The organism is Acinetobacter sp., from assembly GCF_036666595.1.
Taxonomy (GTDB): domain Bacteria; phylum Pseudomonadota; class Gammaproteobacteria; order Pseudomonadales; family Moraxellaceae; genus Acinetobacter.
In genome coordinates this window covers 87,143-108,588 of record NZ_JAVWVO010000005.1, presented here as the reverse complement: position 1 = coordinate 108,588, position 21,446 = coordinate 87,143, and the positions used below count along the sequence as shown (strand labels likewise).

Below are 21,446 nucleotides of genomic sequence, written 5' to 3'. Positions count from 1 at the left end.
TTCAAATCTTCAAATCTTCAAATCTTCAAATCTTCAAATCTTCAAATCTTCAAATCTTCAAATCTTCAAATCTTCAAATCTTCGCTTTATTCTCTCGACGGATTCTAATTTTTCCGCATTTGGGATGGAGAGTAGCCAAAGTGCTTTTTAAAGCGATGACTAAAATGGCTGCTGGAGCTAAATCCATACTGCTCCGAAATGTCCGTCATATTGGCAGTCGTTTGCTGTAGCGCTTGGTATGCCAGTTCAAGTCGACGTTGCATCACATATTGGTGCGGTGGCATGTGCATGGATTGCTTAAACATATGGGCAAAATGGTACTCACTGAGCTGAGTTTGCTCGGCCAAATCTGACAAGGTCAAACTTTGCTGGATATGCTGATCAATCCATTCTAATAACTGTTTCAGGCTATATGGAGAAAGCCCGCCTTTGACTTCGGGGACTTGCCACTCGGTATGGCTATAATTTTTAATCAAATGGTTGAGCAGAAGTGTCGTGGCAGTACTCATCTGCAAGTGATTTTCCCTGTTCTGCCAAGCCTCATTGAGTAAAAAGTGTCGATAGATCATGGCAATCTGTGGGTCGGCCACGAAACTTTGCGGATTTAAAATAATTTGGCTCGGCTCACGATCCCACACCTGTTCGGCGACACGTTGTAAATGTTGCTCGGTGTAGTACAGATGCACAAAAGTCAGTGGGTCGCGCAGATCCCATGTTGACTCAAAGTCCTGTGGCATCAAGCACATATGATCTGGCCCACCGCCATTATACCAACCTTGCGCTGTCTTTTGATAACTGTGATATCCCCCTTGAATATACAGACTAAGAGTATGGTGGTTACTACAAACACTGACGCGGTCTTGGTTGTTTTGCCACATGGCCAACTGCATGCCTGAACCCAATTCGACCGAGTCGAGGAGTTGAGCTTTATGTTGTTGTAATTGATCTAGAATCTGATATTTCATCATCTATACGCAGTGCCGAATGGAAGAATGAGTGTAGGACTTTGACTTCATTTTGTCATCTATATCCGAAAATCAGTAAAAAACCACAAGTTCATGATAGTGATCACAAGAAGGTGCAAGCAATGGGAGACCTAAATCAAGCACAATAGCGTGAGTAGTTTGAGTTTGGTTGAAAGAGTATGAATGCGCTGTTATATGCTTTGGTGGTCGTGATTTGGGGAACGACGTGGATTGCGATTAGTTTGCAACAACAAAGTGGTATATCGACCAATGTGGCAGTATTTTGGCGCTTCTTTATTTCGGCTCTGGTGTTGTTTACTTTTGTTGTGTTGTGCCGAAAACTGCAAAAGCTGGCTGTAAAAGATCATCTGTTTTGTATGTTGCAAGCGTGTTGTATTTTTGGTTTTAACTTTGTTTGTTTTTATTATGCAGTTCAATATATCAGCAGTGGTTTGGAGGCCGTTATTTTTTCGATGGCGGTAATTTTTAATACCCTCAATGCCAAACTGTTCTTTGGACAACAGGTTTCTACACGTTTTTATCCTGCGGCTTTGTTGGGTGGATTGGGGATCATCGCCTTATTTTGGCATGATGTGGTAGGGAGTACCTTAAACAATCATACGCTGATGGGGATTGGTCTCTGTGTATTAGGAACCTATGGTTTTTCATTGGGCAATATGATCAGTGCGCGCCATCAAAAACAAGGTCTGGATATTTTTACTACCAATGCTTATGGCATGTTGTACGGTTCAATTCTGATGGCATTGATTGCTGGATTTAAACAAGACGAGTTTTTCCCCGCTATGGAATTCAGTGCGGTGAGTGCTTTATTGTATTTGGCTATTTTTGGTTCAGTGATTGGCTTTACCGCCTACTTCTATTTGGTTGGACGGATTGGGGCAGGCAAGGCTGCTTATAGTACCTTATTATTTCCGTTGGTGGCTTTGGTGATTTCGACTATCTGGGAAGGCTATCAATGGCATATCAATGCGGTCATTGGGGTGATTTTGATTTTATGTGGTAATGCAATTTTCTTTATTCAAGCGCCTAAGTTGAGACTGAGTCAAATGTTGAAGCGAAGCTGAGTGATGGAGATCCAAAGGCACTACAGTTTATAAAGCCCAGACACGAGATCTGGGCTTTTAAATCTATAAGCTGTTAGCTCTAGTGAATCAAAATTTCCCTAAGCTACGGCTCAATATTTTGATTTTATAAACGCTAGTAATTCTTGGAATAGTGGATGCCAATCTGCGGTTGGTGACTCAAAAAGAGGGTGCCAAAAGAAATTAAACTCTAGCCCGCCATCATCATTGCAAAAATGTGTCCAGCGCTCTTTTAAAGTTTCTGTGGTATGGCATATAAATACATGCCAGTTAGGACCTTGCTCAGATGGATGATGTAAACCCACATATGAGTGAATGTGTGCAGAAGAAATCCCCGATTCTTCATAAAGCTCTCGCAAAGCTGCCTCTTCTAGTTCTTCATTAGTCTCAACTGTACCTTTTACGATTTGAATGCCTGCAATAGGATGTTTAAAAACTAATATTTCTGTTCTTTGATTTATATCCCGAAATATAACAGGGACTACTTTTTCTATTAATATCATTTTTCAATTTTATCAATTAGGTAGGTCATTATAGCAATTTAAAAGAATAGAGCTTCGGCGAAATAAACGTATACAGCGTTACCGCTGTGATCATTGGCTATACTGGACATAGTCGTATCTAGAGCTGTCAGGGAATTTTTCTACTGACAATAGCTTGAACTAAATCTACATGAGCTCATCATGATGCTGTATTGGCTTTAATCCGAAGCGCTTCCATCTCCATTTCAACCATTTTCTGAGCATTTTTCCATTTCTCATTCAGCTCAGCAAACTTTTGTCGATCTGGCGAAGCTGACAAGATAATGTTACCCATTTCAATTTGGAGATTATTTTCTTCTTTTAACCTTTCACGAGCTGCTGTGACTTCAGCACTTTTGAGTGTTACAGCATTATATTTTTGATTCAGGTCATGAATTCGTGTAGTGGTTTGTTTAACAGCCGTCATCAGCGCATTCCTATTACCGCTGTCTAGCGCATGCTGCATGCCCATAAAAGAATCTTGAGCCTTTTGTTTGGCGGTTTGAGATGCAGCTCCAAGAACGATGAGATCATATTTAATGTCTGCAGCATTATCTTGACTCAGATGTAAGGTGGTATGGGGAGGAGTATGAGCTGTAACATTAAGCTCAGCTGTTGATTTTGCTTGTTGTCGTGTGTTGTCTAATGCCCCAGTATTTAGCTGAGGGTACACCATGTGTTGCAAGGCTCTCATTTCACTGACAGAACTTTGTTGTATAACGCTGATTTTCGCTTCTAATCCGGTGATGCGATCCATCTGTGGTGGATTTTTAGTATCTTCTTGTGCAAGCTCAATTCCTAGAAGATGGACTTGCTTAAATTTTTCACTGAGCGCAGCAACCTCACTGCTTTTGAACTTTGTTGCATCCAATGCAGCATTAAACTTAAGTGAGTGGGTTTTCAGCTGCTTTAGCAGAGCAGGTAGGGCATCGACTTCTTTATTTTGAATGGCTGTTCTAATAGCCTTTTGTGCGTTCAAAATGGCTTGAGAGTTTTGATTTGAAACCTCATCTAAGGTATCAAGATCAGTTTTAATGTCAGTTGGATTGGCTGTACTTAAGTTTTTATGTGTTGGTGTTGAGTCTGACGGTGTTTGGGGTTGTTTAGATTCATTGCATGCTGTCAGGGAAAATGTTGCCATTATTAAAATTGGAAGCCATTTTTTATTCATTATGAGACCAATGATTTAGAATTTAATTATATCGCTTGAGTATATTTCTTAAGTGTCTGAAAAGTAAAGTCTTACTGTTTTTTCTGTGTTTGGGTGATATTCGTAAATATACAGCAGTTAAGCTTCGGTTATATCATTGAGCGCTATAAAATAAAAAACCACCCAACTGTTCCGCTGGATGGTTTTATCAGCTCAAGTTGCTTTAAGGTGTTGCTTGCTGTTCCGCTTGAATTGCGGTGAGTGCAATCGTAAACACGATGTCGTCGACCAAAGCGCCACGAGACAAGTCATTTACAGGTTTGTTCAAACCTTGCAACATGGGGCCAACGCTTACCACATTGGCAGAGCGTTGTACGGCTTTATAAGTGGTGTTGCCTGTGTTTAGGTCTGGGAAAATAAACACATTGGCACGACCTGCAACTTTAGAATCAGGTGCTTTCGAGCGTCCGACGCTTTCAACCGATGCTGCATCGTACTGAAGCGGCCCATCAATCAACAGATCAGGACGACGTTCTTTTGCTATACGTGTTGCCTCAGCGACTTTTTCAACCTCAGCTCCGGCACCAGAGGTACCCGTTGAGTATGAAATCATGGCAATACGTGGGTCTAAACCGAAGGCCTTTGCCGAATCAGCCGATTGAATCGCAATTTCAGCGAGCTCTTCGGCATTTGGGTCTGGGTTAATCGCACAGTCGCCATAAACATAGACTTCATCGGGTAACAGCATAAAGAACACGGAAGAGACTAGTGAGTACTCAGGTGCTGTTTTAATCAGTTGGAATGCTGGGCGTACAGTATTGGCTGTAGTATGTATTGCGCCTGAGACCAAACCGTCGACTTGATCGAGTGCCAACATCATGGTGCCTAGAACGACTGTGTCTTGTAGCTGTTCACGCGCTTGCAGCTCGTTCAGTTTGCCTTTACGCAGGTCCACCATTTTTTCGACATAATTTTCACGAATCAAATCTGGATCGATAATTTCTAAGTCATGTGGAAGCTCAATACCACGTGCTTTTGCCACTTCTACAACAGCTTCAGGTTTCGCCAATAAGATACAGTGAGCAATGCCACGAGATTGGCAAATGGCAGCCGCTTGAACTGTACGTGGCTCATCGCCTTCAGGGAGGACAATACGTTTCTTCGCAGCAATCGACTTTTGGACCAATTCATGGCGGAAAGCCGAAGGTGAGAGACGAGGTTGGTACGAGCCATTCAACATTACCTTTAGCCATTCTTCATTGATATGGCTCGACACAAAACGAGTGACTTGTTCAGCGCGTTCCGTATCATCGACAGGAATTTCATTGCTGAGATTGGCTAAGCTCTGCGCCGTGTCGAACGTGCTGAGCGCTGTATGTAAAATTGGTAAGCCTTGTTTAATCGCTGTTTGGCAGAACGCAAGCACTTGCTCGTTTGGCGTATGGTGTTCAGTCAGTACCAAACCTGCCAATGGAATACCGTTACTGCTGGCTAAGCTGGATGCCAAAAGCACATCGATACGATCTGATGCACTAATGATCAGCTCGCCTGCGACAAATTTATGTAGTTCATGCTCAATGTTCGATGCAATCAAACTGCTATGCAATACACGACGTTGGGTCGCATCGCCTTGATTGATCCATTCCGCTTGAATGTGCGAAGCCAAGTCTGATATACGCGGTACGCTGAGCGTGTTGCTAAACGGAACCAAGCCGATTACAGGGAGTTTGTCTGATCCGAGCTTTGCATGGGTCTTTTGGAGCTCAATTATAAATTTATTGGTATCGCTGATTAAACGCAGACTTGGGTCAAACGTCACTGGAATGTGTGCTGAGTCATCGGGCAAGCCTTTGGTGCGCATCAATAACACACCCGCAGTTCGCTCAGAACTGGCACCGCCAAAATAGCGTAGCTGGCTATCGACTTTTTCAGCCGTCGCGCTTGGTTTATTAATGTCTGCATTACTGACAATAATAACTTTGGCATCGAGTGCTTGCGCAAGTTGTGCATTTAGTTCAGAGGCAAAAGAATCTCGGCTATTCGGGACTAAGCCTTCAACAATGATCAGGTCATGCTTACGCGCAATAGCACGGTGCAAACGAACCGCATCTTCAAGTAACTCATCATTTTCACCTGCGCTGAGTTGTTGCAAGATGGTGTGATAGCTAATCGGTTCTACGGTTTCGTTTTTTGAAACATGGTGATAGAGCGCTGTTGTGCGGTCTGCACCTGTGGTCAGTTCTTGAGAAAAAGGTTTTAAAAATCCAGCCTTAACACCTTGGCATTCCAGCGCATAAACCAAACCCAGACAAGCGGATGTTAAGCCGACGCCTTCCCCAGTGGGCACAAGTAAAATCGTTTTCATATATTTATTCGTCATACAAGAATTTAAAACAGACTTGAGGGAATGTAACGACCGCTTAAGCGATCGCTACATTGTCTTCAGACTTTTTTGCAGCAGTTTGAATCACCTCATCGGCCACGGATGCAGTTTCTTTGGCAATACGGCCTTCTTCATCGGTCGGTACAACCCAAATTTGCGGGCCTGTACCTGTATCAATACGACCTTCGGTACCACGTTTTAAACTGTCATTGGCTTCTTTACTCAAGTTAAAACCAAAGTGCGGTAGGAAAGCGACTGTTTTTTCACGAATATATGCCGAGTTCTCGCCAATACCACCCGTGAAGAACAAGCCATCAAGACGTGGTAGACCACAGCTCAGCGCGGCCAATGATTTTGCGAGGCGGTAGCAGAACACTTCAATGGCTAAAGTTGCATCTTCATTGCCTTGTTCAGAGGCTTCAATCAAAGTACGCATGTCATTTGAAAGATCAGACAGGCCGAGTAAGCCCGATTGGCTATTCAGCATTTTATCAATTTTATAAATGTCCCAGCCTAAATTGCTGGCAAGGAAACTATGTAAGCTTGGATCGACATCACCACTGCGTGTACCCATCACGACACCTTCAAGTGGAGTTAAGCCCATTGAAGTGTCTACACTTTGTCCATTCCAAATGGCACAAGTAGAGCTACCATTACCCAAGTGTGCAGTTAACCAGCCCCCTTGTTTGAAGCTACCTGCCAGTTCTGAACCGCGTTCAGACACATAAGCATGGCTCGTACCGTGGAAGCCATAGCGACGGACATTATGCTCAGTGTATAAAAATTTTGGCACAGCGTAGCGGTAAGCATGTGCAGGCATAGTCTGGTGGAATGCTGTATCAAATACAGCTACTTGTGGTAGCTCTGGGAATAAACGCATCGTGGCGTCAATCCCAACCAAGTGCGCAGGGTTGTGTAATGGTGCAAGTGGTGTTGCTGCACGAATGCGTTCTACAATTTCTTCTGTTAAAAGCTCAGCTTTGGTCAATGTACCGCCGTGTACTACGCGGTGACCAATGGCTTGAGGGTTATAATGTGAAAGGCGTTCTAAGATGGTTTCCAATGCTTTTTCATGATCGGCATGTGGAATAGACAATTCAAGGGGTTGACCACCCGCTGTAATGCCTTTGATACGAGCGTCAGCAGAACCTAAGTTCTCAGCTAAACCGAAAATACGATCTTCACGACGTTCAGAAACGAGCGCATATTTGATTGATGAAGATCCGCAGTTAATTACTAATACTGATGTAGACACGTTTTAATACCTGATTCTAATTGAATTATCCGTCCTAGAACTGATCTTCATGCAGTACGTTCTTATGCAATCTTGATCATTTTTTATGTTGTATCATGTGTATATTTTTAGTCCAAGATAGACTTTAGGTGATTAGACTTAAGCACTATCGACCATCTGATGAATAATAATTAAAATTTATCGGTTCATGATTTTCATTTATTCATGAAATGATGCTGAATTATTCATCAACTTCAACGCTATAAAAATAACACGCTATCTGCTGAAAGCAGCTGAATATATTGTGGCGTTCCTGTTTATTTTTGATATGTCATTTTAAGTCCATACATAATCACATACGCAATCAACGTGACCATCAAAAAAGCATGATTTCCTCTAGATTTTGAGAATTCGCATTGAAATGGTAATGATTGAGTTGGCAAACGCCTTTATGTGAAAAAAGGGATATCAAGTCAAAACAACAACCGATAGGGGATCAGTAAAATACGCGTGCATCTTATGATGATAATGCTTTTATTTTGAGTGCTTGCAGAGGGTGTTCAGATATAAAAAATGCTCAGCCCTCTTAAGAGGGCTGAGCATCATGCTTTAAAATGAGTTGGACGCGCTATTGGCGAATTTGACCATCGCCAAACACAATCCATTTTTGTGAAGTCAGGCCTTCTAAACCGACTGGGCCACGGGCATGGATTTTATCAGTTGAGATGCCAATTTCTGCACCTAAGCCATATTCAAAACCATCGGCAAAACGGGTCGAGGCATTGATCATGACAGAACTCGAATCAACAGCAGCCAAGAACTCACGAGCTAGAGAGTAGTTTTCTGTAATGATCGAATCGGTATGGTGTGAGCCATATTTGTTGATATGCTCAATCGCTTCTTCCATACCAGACACCACTTTCACTGCTAAAATTGGACCGAGGTATTCGGTGTACCAATCTTCTTCTGTCGCCGTTTTGACTGCTGTACCTAGAATGCGCTGAGTTTCAGCACAGCCGCGCAACTCTACTTGTTTTTCAGTGTAGAGCTCAGCGACACGCGGTAAAAACTCATCTGCGACTTTTTCATCGACCAGCAAAGTTTCCATTGCATTACATACGCCATAACGGTGAGTTTTTGCATTGAGCGCAATCGGTAGGGCTTTTTGTAGGTCAGCTTGCGCTTCAACATAAACGTGACAGTTCCCATCCAAGTGTTTAATCACAGGGACACGGGCTTCATTACTGATACGTTCAATCAGGCCTTTGCCTCCACGTGGAACAATTACATCGACAAATTCAGTGAGTGTAATCAGTTGCCCCACGGCTGCACGGTCTGCGGTATTAATGACTTGAACCGCATGTTCAGGTAAACCCGCCAGTTTTAAGCCGCGTTGGATGGCTTCAGCAATGGCTTTATTGGATTCGAGTGCTTCAGAACCACCACGTAAAATAATGGCATTACCAGACTTTAGTGCTAAAGACGCAGCTTCTAAGGTCACATTTGGGCGAGATTCGTAAATCATGCCAACCACACCTAAAGGAACGCGCATCTTACCAAGCTGAATTCCTGACGGACGATAGGCCATGTCGGTGATTTCACCAACAGGATCTTTGAGGCCAATCACATCTTTTAAGCCTTGCAACATGCCTTTAAAGCGTGCGGGAGACAGTTCTAAGCGATCAAGTAAAGCACTGTCTAAGTTGTTGCTGTGTGCTTTGTTCATATCTGCTTGGTTCGCCGCTAAAATAGTGGGCTCACTGTTGACTAAAGCAGTATAAATAGCTGACAACGCGTTGTTTTTAGTTTCGGTAGAGGCACGCGCCAAAATACGAGAAGCTTGACGTGCTTGCTGTCCTACCGTTTGCATATATTGTTCAATCGACTCTTGCATAGCGGTTTGATCACTTAGAAATTTCACAGAAGATAGTAACAGCCTAACACTCGACCGCATAGTCTCTACATGAAAAATCCAGCGTATAGGCGGACTTATACATATTTTGAAATTGTTTTTTATCTAAAACATGATGAGCGGTTACACAATCTGTTGCGTGTAAAACAGTGCTCTGTATAGAATGAATTTTAGGACATGAAGTCCTTGCATAATTATTACAACACTGAACACCCTGTTGTCGTTGACAGGCGTGATCGTGCATTTCTTGCAAAACAAAAAGTACAGGCAAGAGTAGAGGGAAGTAACATGAATTCTATGATTCAAATGGATGCCGAGCTGGATGACGCGAATTTACGCTTAGGTTTTTTTGATGTTTACCATCGTAACAGCTTTAAAGAGCCTGCACGAACCACATGGATTGAGGGCTGGAAAGTCGAATACATGGCGATTGCTCAACCAGAGTCATTCCATCGCACGCCTATAGTGATTATCGGTGGGGCATTTCAAAACTTTAATTCCTACAAATACTGCGTTGAGCAACTGCTCGATGCCGGTCCGATTATCCTGATTGATCTGCCTTCAATGGGCGCCAATCAACAAATTCGTAATATCGATTCAGGCTTGTCTGCGGGCACGTTAGAACTGGGTGATCTCGCAAAAATGCTCGGCGTTTGGTTAGATATTGAAGGATTAGACAAAGTTTCAGTGATGGGCATGTCACTGGGTTCAGTGGTGGCGTCTTGTCTGGCCGATCAACGACCAGAGCTCATCGACCGTATGATTTTAATGGGTGTGATGCAAAAGACCCGTAAAAGCTGGCGGATGTTGCTGGAAGAGTCGCTGCATTTAATGCGTGAACAACGCATGGATGAGTTTGGTCAGGCTGTGATTTTGTATTTGGTCAATCATGCCAAAATGGATAAAACCAAAATGTCACCCACAGCCAAGCGTTTGTTCTTTAGACAGATGGCGGAGTTTACCGCAACAGAACAAGAGCGTTATGAAATCAACTGTAATCGTTTGCTTCGCCTCACCGATGTGCCGATTCCACAGTGTAAAGTCTTGGTGGCCTGTGGCCAATATGACAGTTTTACCTTGCCACATGAAAATGCCAACTTTGCTTTGCAATGTCCTGATATGGAATATGCGCAAATTGCCAATGCAGACCATGTGCCACAACTACAACGCCGTAAAGAAACCATGCACTTGTTTGCGACGTTTCTGAAGGATGAGTCAATTCAACATCTAGATGGGATTATCCCATTTAGTCGAGCACAAATGCTGGATATGGAGCGCCGCGGTGAAGAGCGGGTTCAGATTCAACAACCTGAAACCTTTTTAAGCTATCGCCATTCGGATTTGGTGATTGCGACAGAAGTGGTGGACTTGAACTACTTTGGGGTGCTTTTACGCTTTGAGTCAGACTTAGCTGCTATAGCGGCTAAATATCCGCGTGATTTGGCTTTACACTTGAGCGATGAAGAAGGCGAGTTTCAGATTGAATGTTTAATTTTTGCGGAAGATGGACCGCATATTCGTGCCTTGTTTAAACATGGCAGTTTTGAACTCGCGGAGCGACTGCTTCGCTTTGTTGAGCGTCAGAAACAAGAACAGACGTTGCTCGAAGCCGTGAGTTAATAGAGATTGAAAAATAAAAAAACAGCGTGTCATCGCTGTTTTTTTATGGGGACTAAGTTTATTGCTCGGGTTGATTGGGCTTTTGCCATTGGCTATGTATCAACCAGACCAAGTCACCTAAGTGATCCTGCTGATCTAAGTTTGAAGTATCGGACTGAGTGCTATTGAAAGCTAAAGTGGGTTGGTGAACAGTAACAGTATGAAAGCCCGCTTGTTTGAAAAACTGAGTGGCTTCAGGCGGGCTGATAAAGTGAAAGCCAAAGGCGCTACGGGACATCCATTTTAAAAGCTTGCTACTGCTCCAGATAAAGTTGGCCAGCTTATTTTTTACAGGTTCAGGGTAGAGGTCAGTCAGATAATACAACTGATCAAACTGCTGTCCGTATTGGACAATGCCTTGTAACAGTTGAGCGAGCATGTCTTTGCTAAAGTAGTTGATCAAACCTTCACTCACCACCACCAAGGGGCGCTTTGGGTCAAACACCTCAAAAGCACGGGCAAAATCTGCACTAAATAAGTCGGCGGAGAGAACTGCTGGACTGGTCTGATCGATCTGTTGTAAGGCCTGAGTTTTGATTTGCGCCATGTCAGGTAAGTCGAGTTCACGATAGTCAATCTCAGGATACTGTTGGCGAAAGCTCCAGCCACGTGGAGACAGGCCACTGGCAATTTCTAAAACTTGTAAGTTTGGGTGCTGTTGGATCAGCGCGCTGAGGTGGTCATCAATCATTTGATGACGCTGTTTTAAGGTGGTGCGCATGCTGCCACCGACATGTTTTTCGGCCCAACTTTCGAGTGGATGTACCAGTTTGGCCAGCAATTTTCCTTTGCTGGTGGCAAATACCGGATGTGAGATGCCCATGCTATACCAAATATAGCCTGTATAGTGTGCAGTAAAAGAGATGTGGCGATGAGCCGATAAAGTGTCTGTCATGGTATCCGTACCCGATATTTGTTGTTTTAGCGTTGTTGTTTGGGCAATGCGGAGCAAGCCTGTTGATTTATTTTGAGTTTATCATAATGAAAAAAGGACATCTTGTGATGTCCCTTTGTCCGAAATATCGTGGTTGAAATAGTCAAAGATGAAGTGCTTAACTTAATCTAAATAGTTCCACTTGGTCGCGTACTTTGGCCCAATCTTCACCTAAATGCAGCGTCGATTGAACGCTGATGTTTGGAATCTGACCACGCATGCGTTCTAAGCGATCTTGGTTTGGCAGCGCCAGTTGGCTGATCCCCTCCAAAGCCACACATGCGGCAGTTCGGTCATTACACACCAACCCCATGTCACAGCCTGCATGGAGTGCGGCTTGAATGCGGGCATCTGCACCGCCTGCAACACATGCGGCTTGCATGCTTAAATCATCTGAGAATAAGACACCATCAAAGCCCAGTTGCTGACGTAGAACGGTTTGAATCCAATACGGCGAAAAACCTGCTGGGTTTGGATCGACTTGGTTATAAATCACATGCGCAGGCATGAGTGCATCCAACTGTGGCATCAGTTTGATAAAGGTCTGCATATCTTTGGCAAAAATTTCATCATACGTGCGTGAGTCGATGGCTGCTGCGACATGCGAGTCTGCTTTAACTGAACCATGACCGGGAAAATGTTTGCCTGTCGATGCCATACCTGCGGCTTTCATCCCTTTTAGGAACGCACTGGCCAGCGGTACGATGTCTTGAATATTTTTGGCAAAACCACGGTCACCAATCACATCACTGATGTCATTGAGGTCGAGCACAGGGGCAAAGCTAAAGTCGATGCCAACGGCAAGAACTTCTGTCGCCATTAGCCAGCCAGATTGTTCTGCTAAGCTTAAGGCTTTTTCAGGTTCACTTAAGAATAGCTCGCCAAACTTACCCATTGCTGGAAGTAGGCTAAAGCCCTGTTTTAAGCGTTGAACACGTCCACCTTCCTGATCGACAGCAATCAAAATATCAGGACGAATTCGGCGCATATGGTCAGTTAGGGCGCGAACTTGTGCAGGAGACTCAATATTTCGTCCAAATAAAATCATGCCACCGACTTGCGGTGCTTGTAATAGTGCAATATCTTCTTGAGTAAGTTCTCTGCCTGCGATGTCGAGCATCAATGCGCCAATCATATTGGGTGTCCGTATTTGATTTTTTGGTCAGTGACTGTTTTGGCTCTGAAAGGAGAGCGAAACAGGTCGTCGAAAACAATACCCGAATTTTGCAATGATTTGCTACATTTTGTCAGCACAGATTATGATAAAACTACACGACATAAACAGATTAAGTTGTTTAAGATTTTGAATATTCTCAATTCATGTCGAAAAATGACATTGTAATTTTGGTCAAAAACCAAGGAACTAAGAATTATTTATGAAACTTCAAACCATTGCTTGTGCGGTTGCAATTGCAACGGGTGGATTCTTTTTCACCCATGCCATTAATGAAGCCATTGCAGCGACTGAATCAACCGCTGTAACCAAACAAGCTATTGTTCCGTCGCAGGAGCAGGCTTTGGTGTCTCGTCAACTGGCGACCTTGGTTGACCGTCAACATTATCTCAATCAACGTTTAGATGCGAAAACATCGGCGCGTATTCTCGATTTCTATTTGGACAGTTTAGATCCAGACCATTCGCTATTTCTTGCCTCTGAAGTAGACAGTTATAAGCGTAAATATGGTTCAAACTTAGGTGCGGCTCTAAAAGCGGGTGACTTAAGTGGACCGTATGCGATTCATGCACAGTATCGTGATCGTTTGACCCAGTTTTATACGTATATGCTGGATGAGCTGAAAAAGCCGCAGAACTTAAAACAAGCCAATGTTTATATCGAAACAGATCGTGAAAAGGCACCTTATTTTGCCAATGAAGCAGCGCAGCGTCAGCACTGGAACAAAATGCTGGTTTCGCAGCTGATCAATTTAACCATCAGTAAAGAAGAAGAATTAGCGAAGCAAAAAGCGCTTAAAGCCAATCCAGAATTGGCCAATGGACAAGATCTCACTAGCTCGGAAGATTTAACCCCAGTACAGACTTTAACCAAGCGTTATACGCGCCAGTTAGAACGTATTTCACGGGTGAAAAGCGATGATGTGTTAGACAAAACACTCAATGCGATGACGCTGACATATGATCCACACAGTAACTATTTCCCGCCTGTCGATGCAATGGAATTGAACCGTCAGACGACTTTGCAACTTGAAGGGATTGGGGTGTCAATTCGACCTGAACGGGGCAATGAAGACTACACCAAAATCGAAACCATTGTGGAAGGTGGTCCTGCGAGCAAGTCTGGACAGGTGAAGTCGGGTGACCGCATCATTGGTGTGGCACAAGATGGCGAAAAAATGGTGGATGTCATCGGTTGGCCGAGCAATGAAATTGTGGGTTTAATCCGTGGTAAACGTGGTACCAAAGTCACCATACGTTTACTTGGTTCAGGTGCATCGATGAGCCAAGCGCGTAATGTGACCATTACTCGTGACGTCATTCAAGAAGAAGATGCTGGTGTACGTTCACGTACCGTGAATGTGACGCGCGATGGGCAACAATACACCTTTGGTGTGATTGAAATTCCGTCATTTTATTTAAACTATCGTGCACGTCGTGCGGGCACAGAATATCGTTCTGTATCTGAAGATACCAACAATGCGCTCAAAACTTTAGCGGTCAAAAATGTGTCAGGGATTATTATCGACTTACGTAATAACCCAGGGGGGTCGCTTGAAGAAGTGGCTCGCATGCTTGGACAGGTGATTAAGTCAGGTCCTGTGGTGCAAATTCGAGATGGTAACGGCAATGTGAGCGTTTTCGAAGATGATGACAATGGTGCGCAAACCTATGCAGGTCCACTGGCAGTGATGGTGAATTTAGCATCTGCGTCTGCAAGTGAAATTTATTCTGCTGCGATTCAAGACTATGAACGTGGCATTGTGATTGGTAGCACCACGACAGGTAAAGGAACGGCACAAGTTCAGCTTGACAACTTGGCACATGGCCAAGCGACATTAACGCAACGTAAGTTTTACCGTGTAACGGGTGGTAGTACGCAAAACAAAGGCGTGATTCCAGACGTGAAATTGGTAGATATTTACAATGAAGAGTTTGGTGAGCGTAAAGCGAAAAATGCGCTTGAGTGGGACACCATTCCAACTGCACCGTTTAAACGTGAAGGCAGTATTGCACCGTATGTAAAACGTTTAGGTGAGTTGTCGCAAGCACGCGTTAAAGTCGATCCGCAGTTTAATTATCTTGAACAGCGTAAAGACATCTCGAAAAAGACCGAAGATCAAAAACGTGTGGTTTTAGATATTGATCAGCGTAAAGCTGAATTATTGGCACTGGAAAAACAGACTTTAGATTCGGAAAACAAGCGCCGTCAGATTGCAGGACAAAAGCCTTATGCAAACTGGGAAAGCTATCAAGCTTCTATGGAAGCTTTAGTTGAAGCACGCGCTAAAATGAAAGCGAATCAGCGTCCTGCATTGCCTGAAGAGGAAGCATTTGTGACTGAATCTGCAAATGTCTTGTTAGATTATGCCAAGTTGAAAAAAGGCACTGCAAAATAGTTTAATCTTTGTGCGGATGTATTAAAAAGCCAGTTTCGACTGGCTTTTTATTTAAATTGTGATTTAAAACACAAATGCAGGTTTGGCTGGTTACTAAGCTGATCTTCAAGGTAAAATAAATCTATAAATTCTAATAAGATTTCTATGTTTTTTTCTTGACCTGAACCTATTTGTATAAGATTCTTAATCGGGTAGCAATGCTTTTCGCCTTTGATAAAAAGGATATATAAATGAAGAAAAAGAGCAATTAATACGGACACTTTATATGATGCATGTGCATTACGATTTTAGTTTGGTATTAGGTTCAATTGTTGTGGCATTGTTGGCGTGTTTTTTTGCAGTGTCGACCGAACGCTTATTATTTCGTACTTGGCGTAAAAAATTTCAAACAGGGTTAATTTTACTCAGTAGTTTTTTCTTAGGCTGTGCCATTTGGGCCATGCATTTTGTGGGTATTTTGGCTTGTGATTTGCCGACGCATAGTTATTTTGACCCTGCGCTGACGATTCTTTCTTTTTTTATTGCCTTTATTGCATCTGTTTTTTCAATTTGGCTGACCACGCGTCAGACCTTACCTTTTTTAAGATTGGTTTTGGGTTCGGTATTGATGGGGCTTGGTATTTCGGGCATGCATTATACCGGAATGATGGGGCTGATTATTGAGGGCTATCAGAGTGTCTATGATCCCTTACTGACTGTTTTCTCTATCTTGATTGCGATTAGTGGATCGGGTTTAACCTTTTGGCTGATTTTTAAATATAAAAGTGCGGTTAGTAAAAAATTTTTGTACCAATGGTATGTTGCAGGAATGATGGCTTTGACTATCGTGAGTATGCATTATACGGGCATGCTTGCAGTCTCGTTCTATCCAACCCATAGTGATAAACTGGTCATGACCCTTGAAGCAGGTCAAAGCATCGTTTTATTTGTTGTTATCTTTATTACCTGTTTGATTTTGGTGGCAGCCTTTGTTGTTGCGGTGTTGGAACAACGTTTAGAAGAGCGCAATATTCAACTTTCTCTAGCCAATAAAGAGCTGGCAAATCAGGCAGTACAGGACAATTTAACCAAGCTGCCCAATCGATTGTATTTGGCGGAATACGCCCATTTTTTGTTTACAGATCAACGCTTCCGTAATCAAAGCATTGCCTTTTTATATATCGATTTGGACCGCTTTAAAGCTGTGAATGACGTCTTTGGACATCATGTTGGGGATCAATTATTGGTTCAACTGACCACTCGGATTCATCGTCACTTAAGTAAAAATGAAAAAATTCTCAGAATTGGTGGGGACGAGTTTCTAATGGTGCTGGAGCAGGCGACTCCTGAGCAAGCGTGCCAAATGGCTGAGCACGTACTGGAGTTGATTCAAGATAGCTTTTTGATTGCGGGTAAAGAAATCAATGTATCTGCCAGTATTGGTATTGCGATGTATCCTGAGCATGGTAGTAATTTGCAGGATTTACTGATTAATGCCGATGCAGCGATGCTGACCTCAAAATATCAGGGACGAAATACCTATTCTATTTTTAATTACAGTTTTGACCAACAAGAGGCGAAAAGCCAAACTAAGCTAATCAATGATTTATATAAAGCTGTAGAAGAACAACAGTTTGTTTTGTATTACCAGCCTAAATTTACCATCCAAGATCAACGGATTTGTGGAGTCGAGGCGCTGATTCGCTGGAAGCATCCAACTTTAGGTTTGCTGACCCCCAATATGTTTATTAAAGGTGCGGAGAAAACGGGACTGATTATTCCAATGGGATATTGGGCTCTGGAGCAAGCGTGCAAGCAACTGCAAATTTGGGAACGAGAGAAAATTGAACTGTATCCGATTGCCGTGAATTTATCGGCGGTGCAGTTCGAGCATAAGCACTTATTTAATAATCTTGAGCACCTTTTTGATAAATATAAAGTCAATCCAAATCATTTAATTATTGAAATCACTGAAAGTACGGCCATGCACCATATCGAAAGTAGCATTCGTACCTTACAGCGGTTACGTGAAATGGGGATTCGTTTGGCGATTGATGACTTTGGGACAGGACATTCCAGCTTTTTATATTTAAAAAATCTTCCTGTGGATGAGTTGAAGATTGATCGCGGTTTTATTCATGAGCTGACCGTTGGTTCAAAAGATGAAATGATTTTAGAAAGTATTGTTCATCTGGCGATTCGCTTGGGTTTGGTCGTGACAGCAGAAGGTGTAGAAAGTCCTTTGCAAATGGAAATCTTGTCGCGTTTAGGCTGTCAGCAATTACAAGGTTATTTGTTGGGCATGCCTATGGATGTTAAGCGCTTAGAAGAGTTTGAGTACACATCGTCAACTTATTTCAATTAAGCCGTTGATTGAAACACTTTGGCGTGAGCTGCTTTCTCACTTCACTTGATAAAAGACAATAGAAGCCCAAGCGGTATTCGGATACAATTAGCCCAATTTAGAATTTCTTTTATAGGACTTTGTGGTCGTATCGATCATGAGGGCTATGATCAATTGCAGATTTAATTTATGTTTAAAAATGAATTAGCCGCGCAAGTTGCGCAGCGTCGCACCTTTGCGATTATTTCCCACCCCGATGCTGGTAAGACCACCATGACAGAAAAATTGCTGTTGTGGGGACAGGCCATTCAGATTGCAGGTATGGTGAAAAGCCGTAAATCTGACCGTGCTGCCACTTCGGACTGGATGGAAATGGAAAAAGAACGTGGTATTTCGATCACCACCTCTGTAATGCAGTTTCCATTTAAAGACAAGATGATTAACCTACTGGATACGCCGGGACACGAAGACTTCTCGGAAGATACGTATCGTACCTTAACAGCGGTCGATTCAGCTTTGATGGTGATCGATGGTGCAAAAGGTGTCGAAGATCGTACCGTGAAACTGATGGAAGTGTGTCGTATGCGTGACACACCGATCATTTCATTTGTGAACAAAATGGACCGTGAAATCCGTGAGCCTTTAGAGCTGTTGGATGAAATTGAAAACGTTCTCAAAATCAAATGTGTGCCGATCACTTGGCCGCTTGGTACAGGTCGTGACTTCGCTGGGGTGTTTAACCTGATCGAAGAGAAGTTTTATGTGTATAAAGCAGGTTTTGGTTCAACCATTACCGAAATTGAAGTCCGTGATGGTTATGACTATCCAGACTTACGTGAAAAAGTCGGTGAGTTGGCTTGGGCGGCATTTGAAGAGTCTCTAGAGTTGGTGCAAATGGCCAATGAGCCTTTAGACCGCACAGAGTTCCTTGCGGGTCGTCAAACGCCTGTATTGTTTGGTACAGCATTAGGTAACTTTGGTGTAGACCATGTGTTAGATGCATTTAGCAACTATGCGCCTGAACCTAAAGCGCACCCAACAGAAAATCGTTTGGTTGAAGCAACTGAAGAGGGTTTTACTGGCTTTGTCTTTAAAATTCAAGCCAATATGGACCCGAAACACCGTGACCGTATTGCCTTTATGCGTATTTGTTCAGGCAAATATGAGAAAGGTTTGAAAATGAAGCATGTGCGTCTAGATAAAGATGTGCGTATTAGTGATGCTTTGACGTTCTTAGCTGGTGATCGTCAGCATCTAGAAGAAGCATGGCCGGGCGACATTATTGGTTTACATAACCACGGTACGATTCAAATTGGTGATACCTTCACCTCAGGTGAAAAATTGCAATTTACGGGTATTCCGCACTTCGCCCCTGAAATGTTCCGCCGTGTACGTTTGAAAGATCCATTGAAATCGAAGCAGTTACAAAAAGGCTTAAAAGAACTTTCGGAAGAAGGTGCAACACAGGTCTTCATGCCGCAAAATAGCAATGACTTGATTGTCGGTGCGGTAGGTGTGCTTCAGTTTGAAGTGGTGGCATACCGTTTGAAAGAAGAATACAAAGTCGACTGCGTCTACGAGCCTGTGAGCATTAACACTGTGCGTTGGGTGTCATGTGACGATGACAAAAAATTCAATGAATTTAAGAAAAAAGCACATGACCAATTATCGGTAGATGGTGGTGGTCACTTGACCTACTTGGCACCGAGTCGTGTGAACTTACAACTGATGCAAGAGCGTTATCCAGACATCGTGTTCCGCAATACCCGCGAACACTAATCGGGATTTCAAAAAATAAAACAGCTTCTTCGTGAAGCTGTTTTATTATGCAAGATACTTTAATTTTAATCATGAATTTCATGGAAGACGCATGTTGCAGAAACAGGCTATTTATACAATATTGGTGAGTTTGACTGTCTTGCTGACGGCATGTGACTCCTCTAAACAATCTGAAACAGACGCAGATGCCAAAAGCTCGGTATTTAAAACAGAGCAGGCTGAAGTGTTACCGTATTTAAATATTAAGCAACAAGCGGCTGATATTGCACAGCCATTTTGTGAAACCAAGAATTGTATTGAATTAGATCTGCAAAGCTTAACAACGGCAGATCCGTGGTTAAACCAATGGATTGCCAAAAGTCAGGCTCGAGTGATTCAAGATCAGATTGGCTTAAAACAAGACATGAACTTACAGCAAGCCATTAATGCCTATGTGAAAAAATCGGATACATGGCAAGCTGAATTCAAGGGCAATAAGGCTTATAGCTTGGCGATGTATACGCGTATACCGTATCAGCGCAATCAGTTTGTGCTGATGCAAATTGGGGTTGATACCAATCAAGAGAATGTAAATGTTAAGGAACGTTATTATTTCTTTGTTGCGGATCGTAAAAACCAAAAAGCGGTGGCATTATTAGATTTAATTCACCCGAAACAGCAACTGGCGATGAATGTGCTGGTGCAAAAAGCATATCAAGACTGGTTGAAGAAACAAGAACCTGACGTGAGAAAATCTGCACCAGAAAAGTTGTACTGGGGGCAAGCAGATTGGTTCTTTGACCAAGAGGGCATCGGTTTACACTATCGGACTCATGAGATTGTAAAAGATGGAGCTCAGCTTGATATTTATTTGACGAAGGCACAAACTCAACAGGTATTAAAAGCCGATGTCTATACCCAATTGTTTTAGGGCATAGGCCAAAGCAAGAGCTGGCTTCACAAGGTAATAGGTTATATATGTTAAAAAGCAAAACAATATTGACAATCAGCGTACTTGCAGCTGCCATCAGTTTGACAGCCTGCCAACCAAAAGATAAAGAGCCTCAAACCCCTGCAACGCAAACCACAGCGGCTTCAGAGGTAGAAACCGCCTTAAAGCTGGTCGGTGACACAGAAAAATTACAATTCGAATTACCTGAATGTGATGGCAATGCTTGCCCAGAATTAAACATTGATCGTTTGCAAAGTAATCAAGCGTTTATTGATGAATTTATCGATCAACAAATTGTGAAAGATCTATCGCAGATTATTGATATTTCGCCGATGCATAGCAGTTCTGATACCGAGGCATCAAGTGCGGTGGCGGCAAGTTCTGAACCTGCGGTAGTGGGCCAAGTCATCACCCCTAAACTGAAACTAGAGAAACAAGTTCAACCTTATTTGGCTGCTTTTCTGGGTTTAGATCAAGAGTTGAAAGCCTTAAGTTCTAACCATCAAATTAGTTTGATGATTAAGCCGAAAATTCTAAATGCCAAAGACCCTTTGGCCACGGTGGTATTGAACACAAGTAGCTACTTAGGCGGTGCACATGGTTCATCGTCACAGCATTATTATAATTTTGACTTGAAGCAGCAAAAGCTGGTGAGTTTGGATGATCTATTGTTGCCGAATCAGAAGGCGGCGTTAAATAGAGTAGCGCATGAAGCCTTTCGTGCTTGGGTCGTCGACTCTAAGTTAGCGACCAATGTCGATGAATATGAGCAAGCGTGGAAGTTTAGCTTGAGTAACAATTATTACTTGGGCACTGAAGGTCTGATTTTGCAATATGGCGAGTATGAAATTGGCCCTTATGTGGTGGGTTTACCGCGCTTAACTCTTGGTTATGATCAACTCCAGAAAATTTTAAAGCCTGAGTATTTGCCAAAAGCCAAACAGAGTGCACAGGCTGCTTCAGAAGCCAAGAGCTAATCA

The 21,446-nt window shown here is 42.9% G+C and carries 15 protein-coding genes; 7 read left to right on the top strand and 8 right to left on the bottom strand.

Annotation, left to right across the window (positions count from 1 at the left end):
* Window positions 1-104: 104 nt before the first annotated feature.
* Window positions 105-965 carry an AraC family transcriptional regulator gene (locus RR876_RS08605; RefSeq protein WP_332477292.1) on the bottom strand — a complete coding sequence of 287 codons (861 nt, stop codon included), beginning with the start codon at window positions 963-965 and terminating at the stop codon, window positions 105-107.
* Between the two features lie 179 nt (window positions 966-1,144).
* On the opposite strand from RR876_RS08605, the gene RR876_RS08600 reads away from it, so the two are divergent.
* On the top strand, window positions 1,145-2,050 hold the full coding sequence (locus tag RR876_RS08600) for a DMT family transporter (protein ID WP_332477234.1): 906 nt from the start codon (window positions 1,145-1,147) through the stop codon (window positions 2,048-2,050).
* A 110-nt stretch (window positions 2,051-2,160) separates the two neighbouring features.
* On the opposite strand, the gene RR876_RS08595 is transcribed toward RR876_RS08600, so the two are convergent.
* From RR876_RS08595 to RR876_RS08575, 5 genes are all read right to left on the bottom strand, one after another.
* A complete protein-coding gene (locus RR876_RS08595; RefSeq protein ID WP_332477235.1) occupies window positions 2,161-2,571 on the bottom strand; it encodes an NUDIX domain-containing protein in 411 nt (136 codons plus the stop codon).
* A gap of 178 nt (window positions 2,572-2,749) precedes the next feature.
* On the bottom strand, window positions 2,750-3,760 hold the full coding sequence (locus RR876_RS08590; RefSeq protein ID WP_332477236.1) for a hypothetical protein: 1,011 nt from the start codon (window positions 3,758-3,760) through the stop codon (window positions 2,750-2,752).
* 202 nt (window positions 3,761-3,962) lie between these two features.
* Window positions 3,963-6,104: a phosphate acetyltransferase gene (gene pta / locus RR876_RS08585; protein WP_332477237.1), complete on the bottom strand. Its 2,142-nt coding sequence runs from the start codon at window positions 6,102-6,104 to the stop codon at window positions 3,963-3,965.
* Between the two features lie 55 nt (window positions 6,105-6,159).
* Entirely contained in the window at window positions 6,160-7,377 is a 1,218-nt protein-coding gene (locus RR876_RS08580; RefSeq protein WP_183174958.1) for an acetate kinase, read from the bottom strand.
* 607 nt (window positions 7,378-7,984) lie between these two features.
* Complete coding sequence (locus RR876_RS08575; protein WP_259233646.1) at window positions 7,985-9,250, bottom strand: glutamate-5-semialdehyde dehydrogenase; 1,266 nt, start codon at window positions 9,248-9,250, stop codon at window positions 7,985-7,987.
* A 306-nt stretch (window positions 9,251-9,556) separates the two neighbouring features.
* Between RR876_RS08575 and RR876_RS08570 the strand changes: the two genes are divergently transcribed.
* Window positions 9,557-10,888, top strand: coding sequence for an alpha/beta hydrolase (locus tag RR876_RS08570; RefSeq protein ID WP_332477238.1), 1,332 nt, complete (start codon window positions 9,557-9,559; stop codon window positions 10,886-10,888).
* A gap of 58 nt (window positions 10,889-10,946) precedes the next feature.
* Here the strand turns inward: RR876_RS08570 and RR876_RS08565 are convergent, their stop codons facing one another.
* On the bottom strand, window positions 10,947-11,822 hold the full coding sequence (locus RR876_RS08565) for a class I SAM-dependent methyltransferase (protein WP_332477239.1): 876 nt from the start codon (window positions 11,820-11,822) through the stop codon (window positions 10,947-10,949).
* A 157-nt stretch (window positions 11,823-11,979) separates the two neighbouring features.
* Window positions 11,980-12,996, bottom strand: a complete 1,017-nt coding sequence (gene nagZ / locus RR876_RS08560) for a beta-N-acetylhexosaminidase (RefSeq protein WP_332481857.1) — start codon at window positions 12,994-12,996, stop codon at window positions 11,980-11,982.
* A gap of 241 nt (window positions 12,997-13,237) precedes the next feature.
* On the opposite strand from nagZ, the gene RR876_RS08555 reads away from it, so the two are divergent.
* The 5 genes from RR876_RS08555 to RR876_RS08535 all read left to right on the top strand — a co-directional run bounded on the left by RR876_RS08555 (window position 13,238) and on the right by RR876_RS08535 (window position 21,443).
* On the top strand, window positions 13,238-15,433 hold the full coding sequence (locus RR876_RS08555; RefSeq protein ID WP_332477241.1) for a carboxy terminal-processing peptidase: 2,196 nt from the start codon (window positions 13,238-13,240) through the stop codon (window positions 15,431-15,433).
* A 265-nt stretch (window positions 15,434-15,698) separates the two neighbouring features.
* The gene (locus tag RR876_RS08550) at window positions 15,699-17,777 is read left to right on the top strand and encodes an EAL domain-containing protein (RefSeq protein ID WP_332477242.1); all 2,079 of its coding nucleotides are present in this window, start codon (window positions 15,699-15,701) and stop codon (window positions 17,775-17,777) included.
* Between the two features lie 168 nt (window positions 17,778-17,945).
* The gene (locus RR876_RS08545) at window positions 17,946-19,535 is read left to right on the top strand and encodes a peptide chain release factor 3 (RefSeq protein ID WP_004692398.1); all 1,590 of its coding nucleotides are present in this window, start codon (window positions 17,946-17,948) and stop codon (window positions 19,533-19,535) included.
* A 91-nt stretch (window positions 19,536-19,626) separates the two neighbouring features.
* Complete coding sequence (locus tag RR876_RS08540) at window positions 19,627-20,445, top strand: hypothetical protein (RefSeq protein ID WP_332481856.1); 819 nt, start codon at window positions 19,627-19,629, stop codon at window positions 20,443-20,445.
* Window positions 20,446-20,492: 47 nt separating this feature from the next.
* Window positions 20,493-21,443: an RsiV family protein gene (locus RR876_RS08535; RefSeq protein ID WP_332477244.1), complete on the top strand. Its 951-nt coding sequence runs from the start codon at window positions 20,493-20,495 to the stop codon at window positions 21,441-21,443.
* Window positions 21,444-21,446: the final 3 nt, after the last annotated feature.

Excerpts from the sequence above, each read along its gene's own strand:
- RR876_RS08550 (WP_332477242.1), top strand. The coding sequence starts at position 15,699 with ATGATGCATGTGCATTACGATTTTAGTTTGGTATTAGGTTCAATTGTT.
- RR876_RS08575 (WP_259233646.1), bottom strand. The coding sequence starts at position 9,250 with ATGCAAGAGTCGATTGAACAATATATGCAAACGGTAGGACAGCAAGCA.
- RR876_RS08535 (WP_332477244.1), top strand. The coding sequence starts at position 20,493 with ATGTTAAAAAGCAAAACAATATTGACAATCAGCGTACTTGCAGCTGCC.
- RR876_RS08590 (WP_332477236.1), bottom strand. The coding sequence starts at position 3,760 with ATGAATAAAAAATGGCTTCCAATTTTAATAATGGCAACATTTTCCCTG.
- nagZ (WP_332481857.1), bottom strand. The coding sequence starts at position 12,996 with ATGATTGGCGCATTGATGCTCGACATCGCAGGCAGAGAACTTACTCAA.
- RR876_RS08555 (WP_332477241.1), top strand. The coding sequence starts at position 13,238 with ATGAAACTTCAAACCATTGCTTGTGCGGTTGCAATTGCAACGGGTGGA.
- RR876_RS08565 (WP_332477239.1), bottom strand. The coding sequence starts at position 11,822 with ATGACAGACACTTTATCGGCTCATCGCCACATCTCTTTTACTGCACAC.
- RR876_RS08605 (WP_332477292.1), bottom strand. The coding sequence starts at position 965 with ATGAAATATCAGATTCTAGATCAATTACAACAACATAAAGCTCAACTC.
- RR876_RS08595 (WP_332477235.1), bottom strand. The coding sequence starts at position 2,571 with ATGATATTAATAGAAAAAGTAGTCCCTGTTATATTTCGGGATATAAAT.
- RR876_RS08600 (WP_332477234.1), top strand. The coding sequence starts at position 1,145 with ATGAATGCGCTGTTATATGCTTTGGTGGTCGTGATTTGGGGAACGACG.
- RR876_RS08570 (WP_332477238.1), top strand. The coding sequence starts at position 9,557 with ATGAATTCTATGATTCAAATGGATGCCGAGCTGGATGACGCGAATTTA.
- RR876_RS08540 (WP_332481856.1), top strand. The coding sequence starts at position 19,627 with ATGTTGCAGAAACAGGCTATTTATACAATATTGGTGAGTTTGACTGTC.
- pta (WP_332477237.1), bottom strand. The coding sequence starts at position 6,104 with ATGAAAACGATTTTACTTGTGCCCACTGGGGAAGGCGTCGGCTTAACA.
- RR876_RS08545 (WP_004692398.1), top strand. The coding sequence starts at position 17,946 with ATGTTTAAAAATGAATTAGCCGCGCAAGTTGCGCAGCGTCGCACCTTT.